The sequence below is a fragment of the Pseudomonas sp. HOU2 genome, assembly GCF_040729435.1.
GTDB lineage: Bacteria > Pseudomonadota > Gammaproteobacteria > Pseudomonadales > Pseudomonadaceae > Aquipseudomonas.
This window is the reverse complement of record NZ_CP160398.1, coordinates 1,075,973-1,094,065: the sequence shown is the minus strand read 5'-3', so window position 1 is coordinate 1,094,065 and position 18,093 is coordinate 1,075,973. Positions and strand designations below refer to the sequence as shown.

16 protein-coding genes are annotated in these 18,093 nt (G+C 62.3%); 8 read left to right on the top strand and 8 right to left on the bottom strand.

What is annotated here, in order from left to right:
• Positions 1-53 precede the first annotated feature (53 nt).
• On the top strand, positions 54-1,511 hold the full coding sequence (locus ABV589_RS04745; RefSeq protein WP_367085109.1) for a winged helix-turn-helix domain-containing protein: 1,458 nt from the start codon (positions 54-56) through the stop codon (positions 1,509-1,511).
• Here the strand turns inward: ABV589_RS04745 and ABV589_RS04740 are convergent.
• Both ABV589_RS04740 and ABV589_RS04735 read right to left on the bottom strand, forming a co-directional pair.
• Entirely contained in the window at positions 1,467-4,292 is a 2,826-nt protein-coding gene (locus tag ABV589_RS04740; RefSeq protein WP_367085108.1) for a winged helix-turn-helix domain-containing protein, read from the bottom strand. The two genes, ABV589_RS04745 and ABV589_RS04740, sit on opposite strands and share 45 nt — an antisense overlap.
• Positions 4,293-4,426: 134 nt before the next feature.
• Positions 4,427-4,858, bottom strand: a complete 432-nt coding sequence (locus ABV589_RS04735; RefSeq protein WP_367085107.1) for an AraC family transcriptional regulator — start codon at positions 4,856-4,858, stop codon at positions 4,427-4,429.
• Between the two features lie 181 nt (positions 4,859-5,039).
• On the opposite strand from ABV589_RS04735, the gene ABV589_RS04730 reads away from it, so the two are divergent.
• From ABV589_RS04730 to ycaC, 5 genes are all read left to right on the top strand, one after another.
• On the top strand, positions 5,040-5,963 hold the full coding sequence (locus ABV589_RS04730) for a LysR substrate-binding domain-containing protein (RefSeq protein WP_367085106.1): 924 nt from the start codon (positions 5,040-5,042) through the stop codon (positions 5,961-5,963).
• Positions 5,964-6,124: 161 nt separating this feature from the next.
• Positions 6,125-6,541, top strand: a complete 417-nt coding sequence (locus ABV589_RS04725; RefSeq protein WP_367085105.1) for a DoxX family protein — start codon at positions 6,125-6,127, stop codon at positions 6,539-6,541.
• Positions 6,534-7,160, top strand: coding sequence for an antibiotic biosynthesis monooxygenase (locus ABV589_RS04720; protein ID WP_367085104.1), 627 nt, complete (start codon positions 6,534-6,536; stop codon positions 7,158-7,160). The genes ABV589_RS04725 and ABV589_RS04720 overlap by 8 nt, the downstream gene beginning before the upstream one ends.
• Before the next feature lie 30 nt (positions 7,161-7,190).
• A complete protein-coding gene (locus ABV589_RS04715; protein WP_367085103.1) occupies positions 7,191-9,029 on the top strand; it encodes an amidohydrolase in 1,839 nt (612 codons plus the stop codon).
• A gap of 67 nt (positions 9,030-9,096) precedes the next feature.
• Positions 9,097-9,720, top strand: coding sequence for an isochorismate family cysteine hydrolase YcaC (gene ycaC, locus ABV589_RS04710; protein ID WP_007961287.1), 624 nt, complete (start codon positions 9,097-9,099; stop codon positions 9,718-9,720).
• A 199-nt stretch (positions 9,721-9,919) separates the two neighbouring features.
• Here ycaC and ABV589_RS04705 read toward each other — a convergent pair whose 3' ends face one another.
• Together ABV589_RS04705 and ABV589_RS04700 are read right to left on the bottom strand one after the other, a co-directional pair.
• The gene (locus ABV589_RS04705; protein ID WP_367085102.1) at positions 9,920-11,347 is read right to left on the bottom strand and encodes a mechanosensitive ion channel family protein; all 1,428 of its coding nucleotides are present in this window, start codon (positions 11,345-11,347) and stop codon (positions 9,920-9,922) included.
• Positions 11,348-11,554: 207 nt separating this feature from the next.
• Positions 11,555-12,571 (bottom strand): alpha/beta hydrolase, encoded by a 1,017-nt coding sequence (locus ABV589_RS04700; RefSeq protein ID WP_367085101.1) that lies wholly within the window; start codon positions 12,569-12,571, stop codon positions 11,555-11,557.
• A 129-nt stretch (positions 12,572-12,700) separates the two neighbouring features.
• Here ABV589_RS04700 and ABV589_RS04695 point away from each other — a divergent pair, with 129 nt between their 5' ends.
• On the top strand, positions 12,701-13,603 hold the full coding sequence (locus tag ABV589_RS04695; RefSeq protein WP_367085100.1) for a LysR family transcriptional regulator: 903 nt from the start codon (positions 12,701-12,703) through the stop codon (positions 13,601-13,603).
• Between the two features lie 350 nt (positions 13,604-13,953).
• Entirely contained in the window at positions 13,954-14,760 is an 807-nt protein-coding gene (locus tag ABV589_RS04690) for a class I SAM-dependent methyltransferase (protein WP_367085099.1), read from the top strand.
• Positions 14,761-14,875: 115 nt separating this feature from the next.
• Here ABV589_RS04690 and ABV589_RS04685 read toward each other — a convergent pair whose 3' ends face one another.
• From ABV589_RS04685 to ABV589_RS04670, 4 genes are all read right to left on the bottom strand, one after another.
• On the bottom strand, positions 14,876-15,076 hold the full coding sequence (locus ABV589_RS04685) for a hypothetical protein (protein ID WP_007961298.1): 201 nt from the start codon (positions 15,074-15,076) through the stop codon (positions 14,876-14,878).
• A gap of 261 nt (positions 15,077-15,337) precedes the next feature.
• Entirely contained in the window at positions 15,338-16,030 is a 693-nt protein-coding gene (locus tag ABV589_RS04680) for an N-acetyltransferase (RefSeq protein WP_367085098.1), read from the bottom strand.
• A 113-nt stretch (positions 16,031-16,143) separates the two neighbouring features.
• Positions 16,144-16,935: a ChbG/HpnK family deacetylase gene (locus tag ABV589_RS04675; protein WP_367085097.1), complete on the bottom strand. Its 792-nt coding sequence runs from the start codon at positions 16,933-16,935 to the stop codon at positions 16,144-16,146.
• Positions 16,907-18,091 (bottom strand): GNAT family N-acetyltransferase, encoded by a 1,185-nt coding sequence (locus ABV589_RS04670; RefSeq protein ID WP_367085096.1) that lies wholly within the window; start codon positions 18,089-18,091, stop codon positions 16,907-16,909. Before ABV589_RS04670 ends, ABV589_RS04675 begins: the two co-directional genes overlap by 29 nt.
• Positions 18,092-18,093: the final 2 nt, after the last annotated feature.

Genomic DNA, 18,093 nt, shown 5'->3' with positions numbered 1-18,093 from the left:
AGTGCTGGACGTCGAGGGCATGCTGCCCGCGCGCGCTGGCGCTGGAAAACGGCATGCACAGCCACAACGACTTACCCGCTGCATCGGTGTTGTATTTTGGGCCATACGCCTTTCATCTGCGCCAACGGTTGATCCTCGACGGGGATCGACAGTTGCGCATGGGCGGGCGCGCCCTCGATCTTTTGCAGGTGCTGGTCGAACACGCCGGTCGCGTGGTGCGCAAGGAACAGTTGATCGCCTGGGTGTGGCCGGACAGTGTGGTTGAAGAGATCAACTTGCGGGTGCACATCGCCGCGTTGCGCCGGGCGTTGGGCGATGGTGAGAACGGCCAGTGCTATATCGTCAACGTGCCGCAGTGTGGTTATAGCTTTATCGCCCCGGTGCACGGCGACAGCGTCGCGCAAGTGGTGTTCGAAACCCTGCAGGCGCCGCAACACAACCTGCCCGCACGCTTGACCCCGGTCATCGGCCGCGATTCGCTGGTCGGCAGTCTGGTGCGACAACTGCCGCTGTGTCGCCTGATGACGCTGACGGGCCCGGCCGGCATCGGCAAATCCACGGTGGCGCTGCGGGTGGCCGAGTTGCTGTTGCAGCATTACCGCGACGGTGTCTGGTACATCGACCTGTCCATTGCCGAGGATGCGCCGTCGTTGCTCGACTACCTGCTGCACACCCTCGACACCTCGTTCGAGACGTTAGCCTCGCGTCATGCCTTGCTGGTGCTGGATAACGGCGAGCGGCGTCGTGAATCGTGCCGGGCGCTGGTGGAGCGGTTGCTGCTGGCGGCGCCGCGACTGGTGCTACTGGTCACCAGCCGTGAACCGCTGCAGGCCAATCTCGAGACCCTGCAACCGATTGCGTCATTGACCTTCCCCAAGGCATCGGTGCCAACCAGTATCGACGAGCTCATGGGCTATTCGGCGGTGCAATTGCTGATCAGCCGCGCGCGTGCCCGGCAGCACGATTTCAGCCTGCGCGAGCAGGATCTGCACACCGTGTGCGCGATCTGTCGGCGGCTTGACGGTTTACCGCTGGCCATCGAACTGGCGGCGGCGCAGATCGATGCGCTGGCGCTGGTGGGGCTGCAAGCGCAGCTGGACAACGGCCTGCGCCTGCTCAGTCACGGCCGGCGCACCGCGATGCCCCGGCATCAGTCCATGAGCGCAGCGCTGGACTGGAGTTATCAGGATCTGCGCCCCTGCGAACGCCGGGTGTTACAGCGTCTGTCGGTGTTCAAGATGGCCTTCACCGAGGAAGCCGCGCTGCGGGTCATTGACGGCGTACATCTGCAGGCGGTGATCGAACGCCTGGCCGCCAAATCATGGTTGACGATCGAGCGGGGTGGCGATTCGCTGCGCTACCGCATGCTCAACACCCTTCGCTGTTATGTCCGCGAACAGTGGGAAATCAGCGCTGAACGGGTGGATAACCTGCAGCGTCGTGTCCGTTACAACGGGCGCAATCGATCAAGCGCGGACGGACAACTGGCTGCGCAACGCGTCGAGCAATAAGCGCACGTTGCGCAGGTCGGGGGTGGCGTAACCTTCGCTGAAGCGCTGATAGATCGGGGTCAGTAGCTCCAGTGCCTGGCGGTGGCGTGATTGACGCTGCCACAGTTGGGCCAAAGATGTGGCGCTGCGTAGCTCCCAGGCCAGCGCGCCTTGAGAGCGGGCGATCGCGAGAGCGTTTTGCAGGAGATGTTCTGCCTGCTCGCTGAGGCGTCCCTGCGGACAATCCGCCACATTCGCCTCATCCGCCAATAACCGCTCAGCCTCGGCCCGCAACACCTCGGCCGTGCTCCAACCTGCCGCGCCACTGTGCGCCCGCTCCAGCAACGCGTCATCGATATGGCGAGCGTCGAGCGTGACCATCAGCTCCTTGATCAGCCCGTTATCCGCCGGAGCGTCGGGCTGGGCCAGGCGCTCATCGATTACCTGCGCATAGTGCCGTCCCCAGCGATAGAACAGCAGCACCGAGTGCTTCTGGGCCTGCTCCAGCAACAGCTGCAACAGTTCACGGGCAGTCTTGGTATCGCCGTTGTAATGGGCGATCAGACAGCTGGCCAGCGCCAGGGTGTAGCAGATCGAAGTGCCGTGGTTAATCTGCACGGCGATGTCCAGCGCTTGCCGAGCGGTGCGCCATGCCTGTTCCGCAAAGCCCTGCAGCCACAAAACACGGGCGAGAATGGTCAGCGAAGCCACGCTCTGGTCGTACTGCACGCCGAAACCGTGGGTGAAGCGGTTGCGATAGCCACTGTGGGCCATGCTCTGGATCACTTGCTCGGCACTGATCCGCGCCTGCGGCTGGTCGCCGGCAAAGTGCAGGGCGAGGACGCGCAAGCGGTGAGTGCTCAACGTCAACAGAGGATCGTCGTGGCCGCCGAGACGGTCGAACTGTTCGCTTTGCAGCAAGGCCGCCTGGTAATGCCCGCAACTGAGATTGACCGCCAAATGCCCGGAAATGGCGCGCAATTGCCCGGCGACATCGTGGTGCTGTTGCGCCAGTGCATTGGCCTGGGTGAACGCCTTGATGGTCTCCGGCGAACCGCCCCAGGTGTGGTAGCAGGCGCTGCCGAGTGCCAGTTGCAGAGCAATCTCCAGGCGCGGGCAGGGTTGTTCGGCGCTTTCAAGCAAGGTCAACGCCTGGCGCACATGAGCGCCATATTCCTTGAGCAATGACAGCTCTTGCCACAGCGCGGCCGACGCCGCCGTCAGGCGGATGCCGAGATGGCGCGAGCCGTTGCCGTGCAAGCTCCAGTCGAGGGCAGCGCGCAGATCTTCCAGACTTCGGGCATAGCGCTCGATCCACTTCAGGGTCGGGGTGCTTTCCCACTCGGTCCGCGCCTGCTCCATCAGGGCCAGACAACGCTCGGCATGACGTTCGCGAAGGGTTTCACGCTCGCCGCTGTGTTCGAGTTTTTCCAGTGCGTAGTGGCGGGTAGTGTCGAGCAGGCGATAAAACACTTCTTCATCGCCGACATCCACATTCAGCAGCGATTTAGCCACCAGTTGCGTGACCGACGCGAGTACCTGGGTGGGGTCGATGTGCTGACCGACGATCACCGCCGCGGCCGATGTCAGGCTGAAGCTGCCGCGAAACACCCCGAGGCGGCGCAGGCAAGTCTGTTCGCAAGGGGTGAGCAGGTTGAAACTCCAGTCCAGCGTGGCGTGCAGCGTCTGGTGTCGTGCATGGCGCTGGTGATTGCCCGCCGCCAGTGGGTGCAGCTGATCCTGCCATTGCTGCAGCAAGCCGCTCAGGCCGAGGCTTTCGACCTGTGCTGCCGCCAGTTCCAGGGCCAGCGGAATACCGTCCAGACGCCGGCAGATCTCCATGACCAGCGGTAAGTCGGCGTCGCTCAATTCAAAGTGTTCATGGGCGACCATCGCCCGTTCGACAAACAGTTGCAGGGCGGCAAAAGCCATCGCCTGTTCGCGATCGAGAACACTCGTCGCAGGCGGGCAGTCGAGGGATTCCAGACGCTGCACGAACTCGCCTTCAGCGCGCAGGCTTTCGCGGCTGGTGGCCAGGATGTGCACCTGCGGCGCCCCGCGCAGGAGGTTCTCGACGAGCAGTGCCACGGCATCGATCAGGTGTTCGCAGTTGTCAATCACCAGCAGCATCTGGCGCTCGCGCAAATGGTTGATCACCCCTGCCAGCGGATCGCCGTCGTGCACTGCCAGATCCAGCAGGGTAGCCAGTTGCGAACCGATCAGCGCCGGGTCGTTGAGCGGCGCCAGATCCAGCAGGCGGATGCCATCGCGATAGCGTCCGAGCAACTGCTCGGCGACGCGCAGGGCGACGGTGGTCTTGCCGATTCCACCGGGGCCGACCAGAGTGATGCAGCGCTGTCGCGGCAGTTGCTGCATCAAGCTGTCGACCAGCGGCTGGCGACCGATCATCCGGGTGTGGCGCAGCGGCAAGTTGTGGCGACCGGGAGCCGCCTCCAGCGGCCGTTGTCCGTTGGCTTGCACCGTCAGCGGGGCAACGAAACTGTAGCCGCGCTGGGCCACGGTGACGATATAGCGCTGGCCGGCCTGACCGTCGCCCAGCGCCTTGCGCAGGGCGGCCATGTGCACCCGCAGATTGATGTCCTCGACGACACTGTCCGGCCATACACCGGCGAGCAGTTGTTGCTTGCTCACCACTTCCCCGGCATGCGCCAGCAACATCAGCAGAATATCCATGGCGCGCCGACCCAGACGCAGCGGCTGGTCACCTTCCATGACCAGCCGCTGCCCGGTGTAGATCCGATAGGGGCCGAAGCCGATGGCCTGATTCGGGGAAAGACTCAACAGCACACTCCTGCGGTGATGCGGCAATCCTGGCAAATGGACGCTGCGTGAAGATGCAGATCGTCGGGTGCAAGGTATCGCAGCATATTCCTCAGGTTTGGCCATCAGTGCAACGCCAGGCGCCTGCGTAACGCTCAAAAGGTCATGGACCGGGTCCGGGTGTCCTTGTTTTCACGCATGACCTGACAGCGCCAGGCGAATGGATTGATCCCTTCGCTGCGAGTAAACATGTGACAGAAATGTGCCTGATCGCAGAAGCCGCATTCCAGGCTGATCTGCGTCAGGCTCAGGCCGGTGTGGCGGATCAGCAGCTTGGCGCGGGCGATGCGCTGTTCGCGGATCCAGTCCTGGGGTGCCTGGCCGGTGCTGGCCTTGAACGCCCGGGAGAAATGGCTGCGTGACAGCGAGCAGGCGCGTGCCAGCTCGGCCACTTCCAGGCTTTCTCCGAGGCGTTCGAGGATCAGTTGTTTGACCTGCCGTTCCCGTTGCGGGCTGAGGCCGCCGATGAGCGGCTTGCGGGTTTCGCTGGCAGGGGCGAGGGCGACTGATTGCTGTAAAAGAGCCATGGCCAAAGTCCGTGTCGTGGGGGCAAAAACAACGCTGCGCAGAGGCCTTCATTGTTAAGACGGGAGGGGCAGGCTGACGAGTTAATCGTTGTTAATTCGCAGGCCTGACCCGGATGCAAACCGCCGTTGATCGGGTAAAGTGCTCAGCACTTGCGACTGGTCTTAGAAGGAATTGCAGCCCATGAACCGTAACGATCTGCGTCGCGTCGACATGAACCTGCTGGTGATTTTCGAAGCGCTGATGTTCGAAAAGAACCTGACCCGCGTCGCCGAAAAACTGTTCATGGGCCAACCGGCAGTCAGCGCCGCGCTGGGGCGGTTGCGCGACCTGTTCGATGATCCGTTGCTGCTGCGCAACGGCCGCAGCATGGAACCGACCGCCCGCGCGCTGGCGATTCTGCAGGAGCTGCAACCGGCGATGGACGTAATCTCGGGCGCAGTCAGTCGGGCCAAGGAATTTGACCCGGCGAGCAGTTGCGACGTGTTCCGCATCGGCCTGTCGGACGACGCCGAGTTCGGTCTGTTTCCGCCGCTGCTGCGCAAGCTTCAGCAAGAGGCCCCGGGGATTGTCGTAGTGGTGCGCCGCGCAAACTATCTGTTGATGCCGGCGTTGCTCGCGTCCGGGGAAATCTCGGTCGGGGTCAGCTACACCACCGATCTGCCGGCCAACGCCAAGCGCAAGAAACTGCGCGACATTCCCTGCAAGGTCCTGCGCGGCGACGACCGCCCCGGGCCGTTGACCCTCGACGAATACTGCGAGCGCCCGCACGCGATGGTGTCGTTCTCCGGTGACTTGAGCGGCAACATCGACCTGGACCTGGCCAAGCTCGGCCGCCGTCGGCGCGTGGTGCTCGGTGTGCCGCAGTTCAGCGGGTTGCGTGCGCTGCTGGCCGGCACCGAAATGATTGCCACCGTGCCGGACTACGCCGCGTGTGCGCTGGTCGAAGGCTGCGCGTTGCGCGCTGAAGATCCACCGTTCCCGATCGACGCCGCCCAGCTGTCGATGGCCTGGAGCGGGGTGCACGACAACGACCCGGCCGAGCGCTGGCTGCGCTCGCGGATCAGCCAGTTCATGGCGGCGCCGCTGGATATCCCACCCGCCTGACATCTTCTCTGCGTAGGAGCTGCCGAAGGCTGCGATCTTTTGATCTTCAACAACAAAATCAACAGATCGCAGCCTGCGGCAGCTCCTACAGCACATCCATCCAATTTTCCTGCGCCTGCAAGGAGCATGATTCAACCCGATAAGGATTAAAGGGTAGGGTCATGAGCGCATCACCACGCGATGAACAGGCACAGGATATCGGTCTGCTGTTTCTGCGGGTCAGCGGCGGACTGTTCCTGCTGTGGGTCCACGGTTTGCCCAAGCTGTTGAACTTCAACGCGCAATTGCAGCAGATCGAAGACCCGTTCCACCTCGGCGCGCACCTCACGCTCTGTCTGGCGATTTTCGCTGAAGTCCTCTGTCCGCTGCTGATCGTCGGCGGGGTGCTGGCGCGATTGGCCTGCTTGCCTATTCTCTTTGTTCTGCTGGTGGCGCTGCTGGTCGTGCATCCGCAATGGAGTGTGGCCGAGGGGCAGTTCGGCTGGTTGCTGTTGATCCTGTTCGCCACTGTGTTTATCGCCGGGCCGGGACGCCTGGCGCTCAATGTTCGTCTGCCCGGAGTGCTGCGTTATGCCTGAAGCCCTGAGTCCAAAAGCACCGGGGGTCGGTGAAACCGTGACCCTGATCGTCAAGCACCGGGTCAAGGCCGGGTTTGAACAGCCTTACGAAGCATGGTTGCGCAACATCGTCCGGGTCGCCGGGCAGCGCGACGGTCACCTCGGGGTCGACGTGGTGCGCGGCAAACTGGCCGGTCTCGACACCTACACCTGCGTCCTGCGCTTTTGCTCCACCGAGGCCATGCAGCTGTGGCTGGAATCGCCGCAGCGTCAGGCGCTGGTGGATGAGGCGGCGCCGATGCTCGCCGATGGCGACCAGACTGAAGTCGCACCGGTCAACGAATTCTGGTTCGCGCCGCTGGCCGATGCCGCGAAGCCGCCGCCGCGCTGGAAGCAAGCGGTGATCACCCTGTTGGTGATTCTGCCGCACACGCTGCTGGTGCCGCTGATCTGGGGGCCGCTGCTCAAGCTGCACCCGCTGCTTGCCAACTACGTGGTCGCCACGTTCCTGATCACCCTGACCATCGTCCTGTCGGTGGTGTACGTGTTCATGCCCCGCGTGACCCGATTGTTCGCGCCGTGGCTGGAGGCCGGCCAGGCCCATGCCCACCTCGAACCGGCGAAACAGCCGTCACGCTGAACCCCATTCATCTACTCGAAAGGAACTGCGATGAACGCCGATCTGATTCTGTTCAATGGCCAATTTCATACCGTAGACCGCAGCAAGCCGCTGGCCAGTGCCGTGGCGATCAAGGACGGCCGCTTTGTCGTCGTTGGCAACGACACCCAGGCCATGGCCCTGCGCGGTGCAGCCACGCAAGTGATCGACCTGCACGGGCGCTGCGTGATCCCCGGCCTCAACGACTCGCACCTGCACCTGATCCGTGGCGGCCTCAACTACAATCTCGAACTGCGTTGGGAAGGCGTGCCGTCGCTGGCCGATGCACTGCGCATGCTCAAGGAACAGGCCGACCGTACGCCGACTCCGCAATGGGTGCGTGTGGTCGGTGGCTGGAACGAATTCCAGTTCGCCGAAAAACGCATGCCGACCCTTGAAGAACTCAACCAGGCGGCGCCGGACACCCCGGTGTTCGTTCTGCACCTGTACGACCGCGCGCTGCTCAACCGCGCCGCACTGCGCGTCGCCGGTTACACCCGCGACACGCCGAACCCGCCGGGCGGCGAGATCGTGCGTGATGCCAACGGCAACCCGACCGGCATGCTGGTGGCAAAACCCAACGCGATGATTCTGTACTCGACGCTGGCCAAGGGGCCGAAGCTGCCGCTGGAATATCAGGTCAACTCGACCCGCCAGTTCATGCGTGAACTCAATCGCCTCGGCCTGACCAGCGCGATCGATGCCGGCGGTGGTTTCCAGAATTATCCCGACGACTATCAGGTGATCGAGCAACTGGCCAAGGACGACCAGTTGACCGTGCGCATCGCCTACAACCTGTTCACCCAGAAGCCCAAAGAAGAGCTGGCCGACTTTCAGAACTGGACCGGCAGCGTCAAGTTGCACCAGGGCGACGATTACCTGCGGCACAACGGCGCCGGCGAGATGCTGGTGTTCTCCGCCGCCGACTTCGAAGACTTCCTCGAACCGCGCCCGGACCTGCCGCAGACCATGGAGCAGGAGCTGGAACCGGTGGTGCGCCATCTGGTCGAGCAGCGCTGGCCGTTCCGTTTGCACGCCACGTACAACGAGTCGATCAGCCGCATGCTCGACGTGTTCGAGAAGGTCAATCGCGACATTCCGTTCAACGGTCTGCCGTGGTTCTTCGACCACGCCGAAACCATCACCCCGCAGAACATCGAACGGGTGAGGGCGCTGGGTGGCGGTATCGCGATTCAGGATCGCATGGCGTTCCAGGGCGAATACTTCGTCGACCGTTACGGCGCGAAAGCCGCCGAAGCCACGCCGCCGATCAAACGCATGCTTGCCGAAGGCGTGCCGGTGGGCGCCGGTACCGACGCCACGCGGGTGTCCAGCTACAACCCGTGGACCTCGCTGTACTGGATGGTCAGCGGCCGCACCGTCGGCGGCCTGGCCTTGTACGAAGAAGGTCTGCCACGCACCACCGCGCTGGAACTGTTCACCCACGGCAGCGCCTGGTTTTCCTCCGAGCAGGGCAAGAAGGGCCAGATCAAGGTCGGGCAACTGGCGGATCTGGCGGCGCTGAGTGCGGACTTCTTCCATGTCGAGGAAGAAGCGATCAAGTGGATCGAGTCGGTGCTGACCGTGGTCGGCGGCAAGATCGTCTACGCCGCCGGCGATTTCGAAGACCTCGGTCCACGCTCGATCCCCGTGCTGCCGGACTGGTCGCCGGTGGTCAAAGTGCCGGGCCACTGGCGCCCGAACTCGCCTTTGCAGGCGCAGGTGCACCAGTGCGTCGGTGCCTGCGCGGTGCACGCGCACAGCCATGAAAAGGCCCGACTGTCGAACGCACCGGTCAGCGACTTCGCCGGTTTCTGGGGCGCGTTCGGCTGTTCCTGTTTCGCTTTCTGATCCCTACAAAAAAGCGCCGGCCAACCGGCACGGCGCTTCCTGCAACATCCATCCCAAGGAGTTTCCCATGAGCGTTCCCTACAAGCGTCTGAACAAAGATGATGCGGTCGTGCTGCTGGTCGATCACCAGACCGGTCTGATCTCGCTGGTGCAGGACTTCACCCCCAACGAGTTCAAGAACAACGTGCTGGCGCTGGGCGACATCGCCAAGTTCTTCAAGCTGCCGACCATCCTCACCACCAGTTTCGACGCCGGCCCGAACGGCCCGATCGTGCCTGAACTGCGCGAGCAATTCCCCGATGCACCGTTCATTCAGCGCCCAGGCCAGATCAATGCCTGGGACAACGAAGACTTCGTCAAGGCAATCAAGGCCACCGGCCGCAAGCAACTGATCATCGCCGGTGTGGTGACGGACGTTTGCGTGGCATTCCCGACCCTGTCGGCCATCGCCGAAGGTTTCGAAGTGTTCGTGGTTACCGATTCTTCCGGCACCTTCAACACCACCGTGCAACAAGCGGCGTGGGCGCGGATGTCGGCGGCCGGTGCACACTTGCTGAACTGGTTCTCGGTGGCGTGCGAGCTGCAAGGCGACTGGCGTAACGACATGGAAGGCCTGGCGCATCTGCTGTCCGAACGCCTGCCGAACTATCGTAACCTGATCAACAGCTACACCAAGTTCACGGCCAAGTAATTGCTTGAACTGAAAGTGCCCGCTTGATTGCGGGCATTTTCATGTGCAGTAAAAAGTGGCGCAATCCACCATCCTCTGTGGCGAGGGAGCTTGCTCCCGCTGGGCTGCGCAGCAGTCCCCGAAATCTTGTGAGCGCTGCGCACTCAAGCGGGAGCAAGCTCCCTCGCCACAAGGTTTGGCGTTCACCTGTTTGACAGGGCTAGCGTTTTTGCAGCCAAGCCAGAAAACCACCCTTGCGCACCGCCACCGGTTTGGCCATCAACGCCAGCCGGCTGTTCTGCTGTCGCACGGCTTGCAATTTGTTCAACGCCTGGCCGACTTCGCTGCGCTGTTCCATGCACTGACGGGTCAGGGCTTTGTCGAGGCGGTAGATGATGCTTGATGTCAGTGCGGTGAACGTCGCTTGCGACGGCGTATCGGCGAGGATGCTCTGTTCGCCCATGACCTCGCTCGGCCCCATGCGCCCGGCCTCGGTCTGTCCGCTGCCATCGGGCACGGTTGCACTGACCACGCCAGTGGCGATGACAAACAGACTGTCGGGCACTTCATCCAGATCCAGCACCACCTGACCGGCCGCGTACTGCTGCGCGACCATCGATTCGGCGAGGCGATCACGTTCCTCATGACTCAGCGAGCGGAAGATTTTCACTTCATCGAGCAACGCCCGGGCGCGGGTCGAGGGTTCGATCACGCCATCAGGGTGCCGGGAAATACCTGCCGCTTCGAGATGCCGGTGGGCGAGGTCGAACAGTTGATTGCGCACTTCGCCTTTCTTGCCCAGTTCACTGATGAAGCCGCTGGCAACGTATTCGGACATCTCTTCACCGGCCTCTTTCAACACGGCTTTGGGCGGCGGATTGAGCAGCAGGCTGCTGCTGCCCTGCAAGGTGCGGTCGAGGGCGTCGAGCACCCGCCGCGGGCGAATGTGATTCGGCACCTTGATGCTGATCGAGACGCCATGCAGGTTAGTCGGGCGACTGAGATTGACGATCTTCGCCTTGGCCGCCACCGAGTTCGGCACCACGGCCAGGGTGCCGGTGCTGGTCAACAGATGCGTGGCGCGCCAGTCGATGTCGATGACCTTGCCCTCGACACCGTCGATCACCACGAAGTCGTCCACCTGATACGGCTTGGTGGTGTTGAGCACGATCCCCGAGAACACGTCGCTCAAGGTGCTTTGCAACGCCAGACCAACGACGATCGCCACCACCCCGGAAGTCGCCAGCAAACCTTTGACCGGCAGTTCCAGTACATAGCCGGCGGCCGCGACGATCGCCGCCAGAAACACCAGCGCGCCGATCACGTCCTGCAACAGCCGACCGCTGTGGCCGATACGCCGCATCAGGATCAGGCCGATCACCTCGGTGAGCACCCGCGCAGCGTACACCCACCAGACAATCCCCAGCGCGGTCGCGCCCAGTTGCATCACCCGGTCGTCAGCGAACAGCGGCGCCTGCAACGGGCTGATCTCGGCGTTGATGATCAATGCGCTGAACCCCAGAAACAGCGCCAGGCGAATGCCGACTCTCGGTGCGCGATGCTTGAACGGGGCGAGGTGCCAGAGCAGCGCGTCGAGCAGCAGCAGGGCGGCGCTCCAGGACAGGGGGTGAGTGAGGAGGATGGACATGGCGATCTCCGGAACTGCATGAACGTTGGTGTTGAAGAGGCTTTTGTGGTGAGGGGATTCATCCCCGATGGACTGCGCAGCAGTCCCCTGCCTTTCTGGTTAGCGGCGGGGTCGCTTCGCAACCCATCGGGGATGAATCCCCTCACCACAAGGGTTCTTGCAGACAAAAAACTCGCCACACTGTCAGGTGTGGCGAGTGAGGGGGCCTCAGTTCAGATGCGTCTTCAGCTCAGCCGCGGCCTGGCGCACGGCCGCTTTCACTTCGGGAATCTGACTCAGCGGATTGAGCAAGCCAAAGTCATGAATCATCCCGTTGTAACGCACCGACGTCACCGGCACACCGGCTGCATCCAGATGCCGTGCGTAACCTTCACCTTCGTCGCGCAACACGTCGAATTCGGCGGTCTGCACCAGCGCGGCGGGCAGGCCCTTGAGCTGTTCGCTGCTGGCGTTCAGTGGCGAGGCGTGGATCTGTGCGCGCTCGGCCGGGTTGGTGGTGTAGTTGTCCCAGAACCACTGCATCATGCCTTTGGTGAGGAAATGGCCCTCGGCAAACTGCTGGTACGACGCATCGTCGAACTGCGCGTTGGTCACCGGCCACATCAGCAGCTGGAAGCGCAGGGCCGGGGTTTGCTGTTCCTTGGCCATCAGCGCCACGACCGCCGCCATGTTGCCGCCGACACTGTTGCCGGCCACCGCCAGACGCTTACCGTCGACCCCGATCTGCTTGCCGTTTTCCGCGACCCATTGGGTCGCCGCATAGGCCTGGTTGATCGCTGTCGGGTACTGTGCTTCCGGCGACGGCGTGTAATCGACGTACACCGCGACCGCTCCAGAGCCGACCACCAGATCGCGAATCAGGCGCTGGTGGGTCGGGTAATCGCCCAACACCCAACCGCCACCGTGGAAGAACATGAACACCGGCAATTCACCTTTGACCTTGGCCGGCCGCACCACTTTGAGGTTGATCGTCTGACCATCGACCTTGATTGCCTTGTCGCTGACTTCAACTCCGGACAGGTCGACTTGTACCGACGCTTGCGCACCGGTCAGCACCGCACGGGCATCCTTCGGGCTCAGTTGCTCCAACGGTTTGCTACCGCCGGCGGCGAGGGCTTCGAGGAAGGCCTGGGTCTGGTGTTCCACTCCCGGGCTGCCAACCGCGAAAGCATTGCCGATGGAGAGGGCGAGGAGGGATGCGGCCAGGGTTTTTTTGATGTTCATGCTCAATTCCATTTTCGAAAGTTATTGGTGTTATGTCGGGCTGTTTTCAAACCGTGAGCACAGATTAATGAGCTGTCGAAAAGTGAAAAAGCGGCTATAAAGCGTTTGACTGTCTACCAGAGAGTGACAATGAACCCGTTCGAAGACATGCGTATTTTTTGCCAGGTCATGGACTCCGGCAGTTTCACTGCTGCGGCCGATCAGTTGGGCCTGTCCAAGCAGTTCGTCAGCCGCCGTTTGATGCAGCTCGAAGAGCGCCTCGGTGTGCGGCTGTTGAACCGTTCCACCCGACGCCTCGACGTCACGCCACTGGGCCAGAGCTACTACGAGTCGGCGCTGCGTCTGCTGGGCGAAGTCGAACAGGTCGAGCAGGGCATCGCCGGGCAGACTGCCGAGCCGCGCGGGACCATTCGCGTCAGTGCACCGCTGTCGTTTGCCGTGGCGCATCTGGGGTGTCTGCTGCCGCTGTTCCTGCAGCGCTATCGCGATGTCACCGTGGAGGTGGATTTGAGCGACCGCCCGGTGGACCTGCTCGGCGAAGGCTACGACCTGGCGCTGCGCATCGGTGTGCTGGAAGACTCGACGTTGATCGCCCGACGCATCGCCGCCATCGAACGGGTGTATTGCGCCAGCCCCGCGTATCTGGCCGAACGTGGCACACCGCTCAACCCCGAAGACCTGCACAGCCACGATTGCCTGCCATACGGCCACGGACGTTCGGTGCAGTGGCGCTTCAACGCGGGGCAGGGCAAGCCGCTGCTGGTCAACGTCACCGGGCGCATGCGGGTGAACAATGGCGAGCTGCTGCGTGATGCGGCGGTGCAGGGCATGGGGATTACCTATCTGCCGACGTTCATCGTTGGCGCGGCGCTGAAGGACGGGAGGCTGCTGCCGGTGCTCGACGACTACCGCCCCGAACCGCTGACCCTGTCGGCGGTGTACCCGCAGCATCGCCAGGCCTCGCGGCCGGTGCAGGCGCTGGTCGAATTTCTGCGCGAACGCCTGAACCCGACAACCACCCACTCTCTGTAGGAGCTGCGGCACGCTGCGATCTTTTGACTTTGTTTTTTTGAAGCAAGATCAAAAGATCGCAGCGTGCCGCATCTCCTACACGGGGTGTATTTCAATTCGGGTTGGCATTGCGCATGTGGTGAACAAGGCACTGGATAACGTCGAACTGCCCGCATAACCCGTGTAGGAGCGAGCCTGCTCGCGATAGCGGTGGTTCAGGCACTGACGATGTTGGTTGTGTCGGCGCCATCGCTAGCAGGTTAGCTCCCACAGTGGAACGGCGGTGTGGCTTACAAAGTCGCAACAACCGTCCTGATCGGGCTGTTCTAGACTCGGAGCCGCTCAATCACGAGCATCGCCCGGAGTGCGCCATGGAAGTGCCCGACAATAAAACCGCCATCGACAGCAATCGACAGGCGTGGAACGATTCTGCTCGCCATCATCGTGAATCGGCGGAATGGCAAGCGCTGTTGAACGACGTATCAAAGGCTGATTTCTCCTGTCTCGACGACACCTTGCGTGGCGTGCTGGAGCAGGTCGGCGTCGACGGTAAAGCGCTGATTCAGCTCGGTTGCAACAACGGCCGCGAAAGCCTGTCGCTGTACGCCCTCGGTGCGCGCAGTGTGGTCGGCGTCGATCAATCGGAAGCGTTTCTCGAACAGGCCCGCGAGTTGAACCAGCGCTCGCCACACCACGCCGAATTCATCGAAAGCGATATCCATCACCTGCCGGCCGCACTGCACAACCGCTTCGACGTGGCACTGATCACCATCGGCGTGCTGAACTGGATGCCCGACATCGGCGAGTTCTTTCGCCATGTCGCGCTGACCCTCAAACCGGGCGGCAAACTGGTGATCTACGAAACCCATCCGTTTCTGGAAATGGTCGACCCCGACGCCGAAGACCCGTACCGCCTCGCCAGCTCCTACTTCCGTGCCGAGCCATTCGTGCAGCAAGAGCCGATCGTCTACGTTGGCAAGGTCGAGCAGCAGGCTGCCAAGTCCTACTGGTTCGTGCACACCCTCGGCGCCATTTTCAGCGGTGCCATCGCCGCCGGCCTGAACATCGCGCATTTCAGGGAATATGCACATTCGAACCGGGAAGAGGTGTACGACCAGTACCTGAATCAGCCAGCGCAGATGCCGCTGTGCTTTACCCTTGTCGCCAGCAAGGCCTGAAGCTTTCCATCGATCCAACGGGCCTCATCGCTGGCAAGCCAGACTCCCACAGTTTTTTGGGACTTGCACAACACCCTGTGGGAGCTGGCTTGCCAGCGAAGGCGTCGATAAGGTCTCAAGTCTGGCTGAAAGAATCTGAACCAACTTTGCCCGTTTGACCCTTCTGAATGTTCGAGCAAGCCTCTGCCACATAGCCGATGGCTCGAAGCAACTCTTCATCGTCGTCATCGCTTAGCACTTGTTTCAGATATTCACGAATGGCCGCGACATCTACGAGTAATGACGGCAACTCCAGGCTGATGAGTTTGTGGCTCAACGTTCTGCTCCCTTGTGTTTTTGCGCCAATTTACTTGATCACGCCATTGGCAACAGTCAGGCATAGCCTTTAGGTCAGGAGGGCGATTCTTTTTCGGGTGTGGGCAAAGTCCTGTGTTACGCACAAAACATAGCGAACAGCTACCTGCCTCATCGCGAGCAGGCTCACTCCTACATTTGATCGGTGTCGTACACAAATCCACTGTAGGAGCGAGCCTGCTCGCGAAGGCGGCCAAATGGCCGCCACACCTCTAACGATTGATCAAGCCTGCGCCGTCGCACTCACCACCGGCCGTCCGGGTTTGCGCAGGGGTTCCAGGCGTGAGCCGTCGTAGCGGGTTTCGCGGTAGAAGCGCCAGTGGCCGAACAGGCCGTAGACGTGGGTGACGCGGCCCTGTTCGTGGTAGCCCATGCGGATGTGCAGTTTCAGCGCCGGGATGTTATGGGTTTCGCAGACGTCGACGACTTTGTCGCAGCCTTGGGCGGCCATCGCTTCCCACAGCGCGACTTGCACGTCCACCGACAGGCTGGTGCCGAAATACGGCCGGGCCATTTCGCCGCCGAACTCGAAGAACTCGCCGGGTTTGACCGGGAACCAGCAGCCGTAATAGTGACGGTCGTGATAGTCACGAATACTGCCCCAGATGAACGCCACCGCGTGGCCGTCGGCATCCAGGTACATGTGCCCGGTGTGGCCTTCGGCGGCGAGTTCGGCCATGGTCTCGACGCGGTCGCCGAAGTGTTTGGCGAAGGCGCCAGTGTTGAGCTGGGTGATATCGACTTTGCGCAAACCTTCGTACGGACGCAGCTTGTGCGGTGGCACCGGGGAGACCAGATCGCGCTCCATCCACAGCAGCTCCCAATGGAAGAACACGTAGCGCTTCCACAAGGTGGCGAAGAGTCGGCCGAGGCCCTTTTGACGAATGCGTTCGCGCAGTTTTTCGATAACACTCATGTTGCCCTCCGTGGCCGAAGCCCGGTGTGGTGGATGTTGCTTTTGTGGGTATAGATCACACCTGCAACGCCGTTTCGAAGCGCCATCTTCGAAAGTATTGCAAGTTATGTAGATCAATCGAGTGCCGCAGCACCGCGTAGAAAGTCCTTGTTCAGGTCGGCATAGGAAACCCGTGGAACGCCCGGCAGCCGCTGCTCTAGCACGCGGCTCAGGGACTCTCCGGGATTGAGATAGGCATCCCCGAAATCGCTCCCGAGCTCATTCGGGTGGGCAACGATTTCCAGCACGCCGTCGGTCGGCGCGGGATCGTTGCGCAGGTCCACCGGCGTGCACACATAGTCCGCCGTGGCTCCGGCCAGACTCTGCAAGCGCCAGTTGAGCAAGCCTTTGAACACGCGTTTCGGCAGGCTGAGGTTCTGCCCCAGGTTGCGCGCCAGGCGAATCGGCACGCCTTGATGGGCAGCAAAGCGCGCGACGATTTCGCCGATCGGCCAGATGTTGTGTACGTGCTGATGCGAGTCGATATGGCTAGGTCGCACGCCATGTTCGACACAGCGCTGCCACTGCGCCTGCAACTCTTCACGCACCGCGTCACGATCTTCGCGACTGAGCAAAAAGCTGTGCCGTGGCAGGCTCAGATCGAACACGCCATGGCCATCGCAGAAGGTGCGACTGCGCAGGATCGAGCTGCTCAGCGGCCGCCCGTAAGTCAGGTTGAAGTGCAACCCGACCCGACCTTGCAGCGACGGATGCCGGGCCATCGCGCAGGCTGCTTCGAAGGCCGGCATGTTGGCCATGGCCGTGGCCGAGCTGATGACCCCGGCCTGAAACGCGGCGAAGATCGTCGCGTTTTCGTTCGGGCTCAAACCGAAATCGTCAGCGTTGACTATGACTTGGCGAGGCATGATCGCCCTCCGTGGTGATGACGACAGGTGTGGGCGCCGATGCCGGTCTGGCCGCACGTCGCGCGCGCCATTGCTGCACCGTCGGTTTCAAGCGCTGCCAGAGCCGCAACCCCAGCCCCAGCAACATCCCGCTGGGGCGCCAGGAATAGAAACTCCAGCGCCAGTGTTCCAGTTGTCCGGTCATGCGTTCGTGCAGTTGGTGGCTGGAGTTTTCCAGACTGACCCGCGAGGCATCGATCCAGCGCCAATGCTCGTCCAGCCCCCAGCGAATCCATTCCTCAAGCAGCACCCGGCCGCTGCCCAGATCGGCGTATTGCGGCAGGAACGCAAGGTTGTAATCGTAGAGTCGGCCCTGTTCCAGCAAGCCGAGGCGATAGCTGATACAACGCCCGTTGAGTTCCAGCGTCACTACCCGCACCAGTCCCTGGCCGGCGAGGGCGGTGAAGGCGCGTTCGATCCATTGCCGACTGCGCTCGCTGGCAAAGATCCCCACGCCTTCGTCGCCTTTCCAGCTCACCGCTTCGACTTCGCTGATCGCTTGCAACAGTGGACCCATGCTCAGCGCGTCGGGGCTGATGCGCCGCACCTGGGCGCCACACGCGGCAATTCGTTTGCGTGCGCGCCGCAGCTTGTAGCGTGGGTCGCCGGAGACCTCCTGATGATCGGCGTCGCTGATCAGATGCACCGGCACCCGGCAACTGAGACGGCGTTCGCCAGCAGAGCTGTGAGCCATCCATGCGGTCAGGGCGCTTTCCTCACCCGCCGGCTCGGACAGTTCGTTGAGCTGCAGCAGGGCGTGCGGCAGTTGTCGGCGGATCAGGCGCAAGGCTTCGCGCATGTCTTCGCCCTTGAGTAATGACAGCAGCGCCAGCCGGTCCGCCAACGGATAGCCCAAGTGATGCAGCACGCGGAATGGCACGCCGGCAAAACGCTCGCGGCCCGCCACCAGTGGCAGGCACAGGCGCAATTCGTCCGCATCCCAACCGAGCAGGATGTGCAGGCGCTCACCCGCGCCCAGTGCCTGCTCCGCCGCGCACAACCAGCCCAGGTGGTTGAACGGTGTGTGATCCGTCACCCGCAGACGCAGCGCTTCGTACGCTGCTGTCGGGAAGTCGGCCGCGCACAATGAAGTGCGCCATTCGAATCGCGCCGTCATGG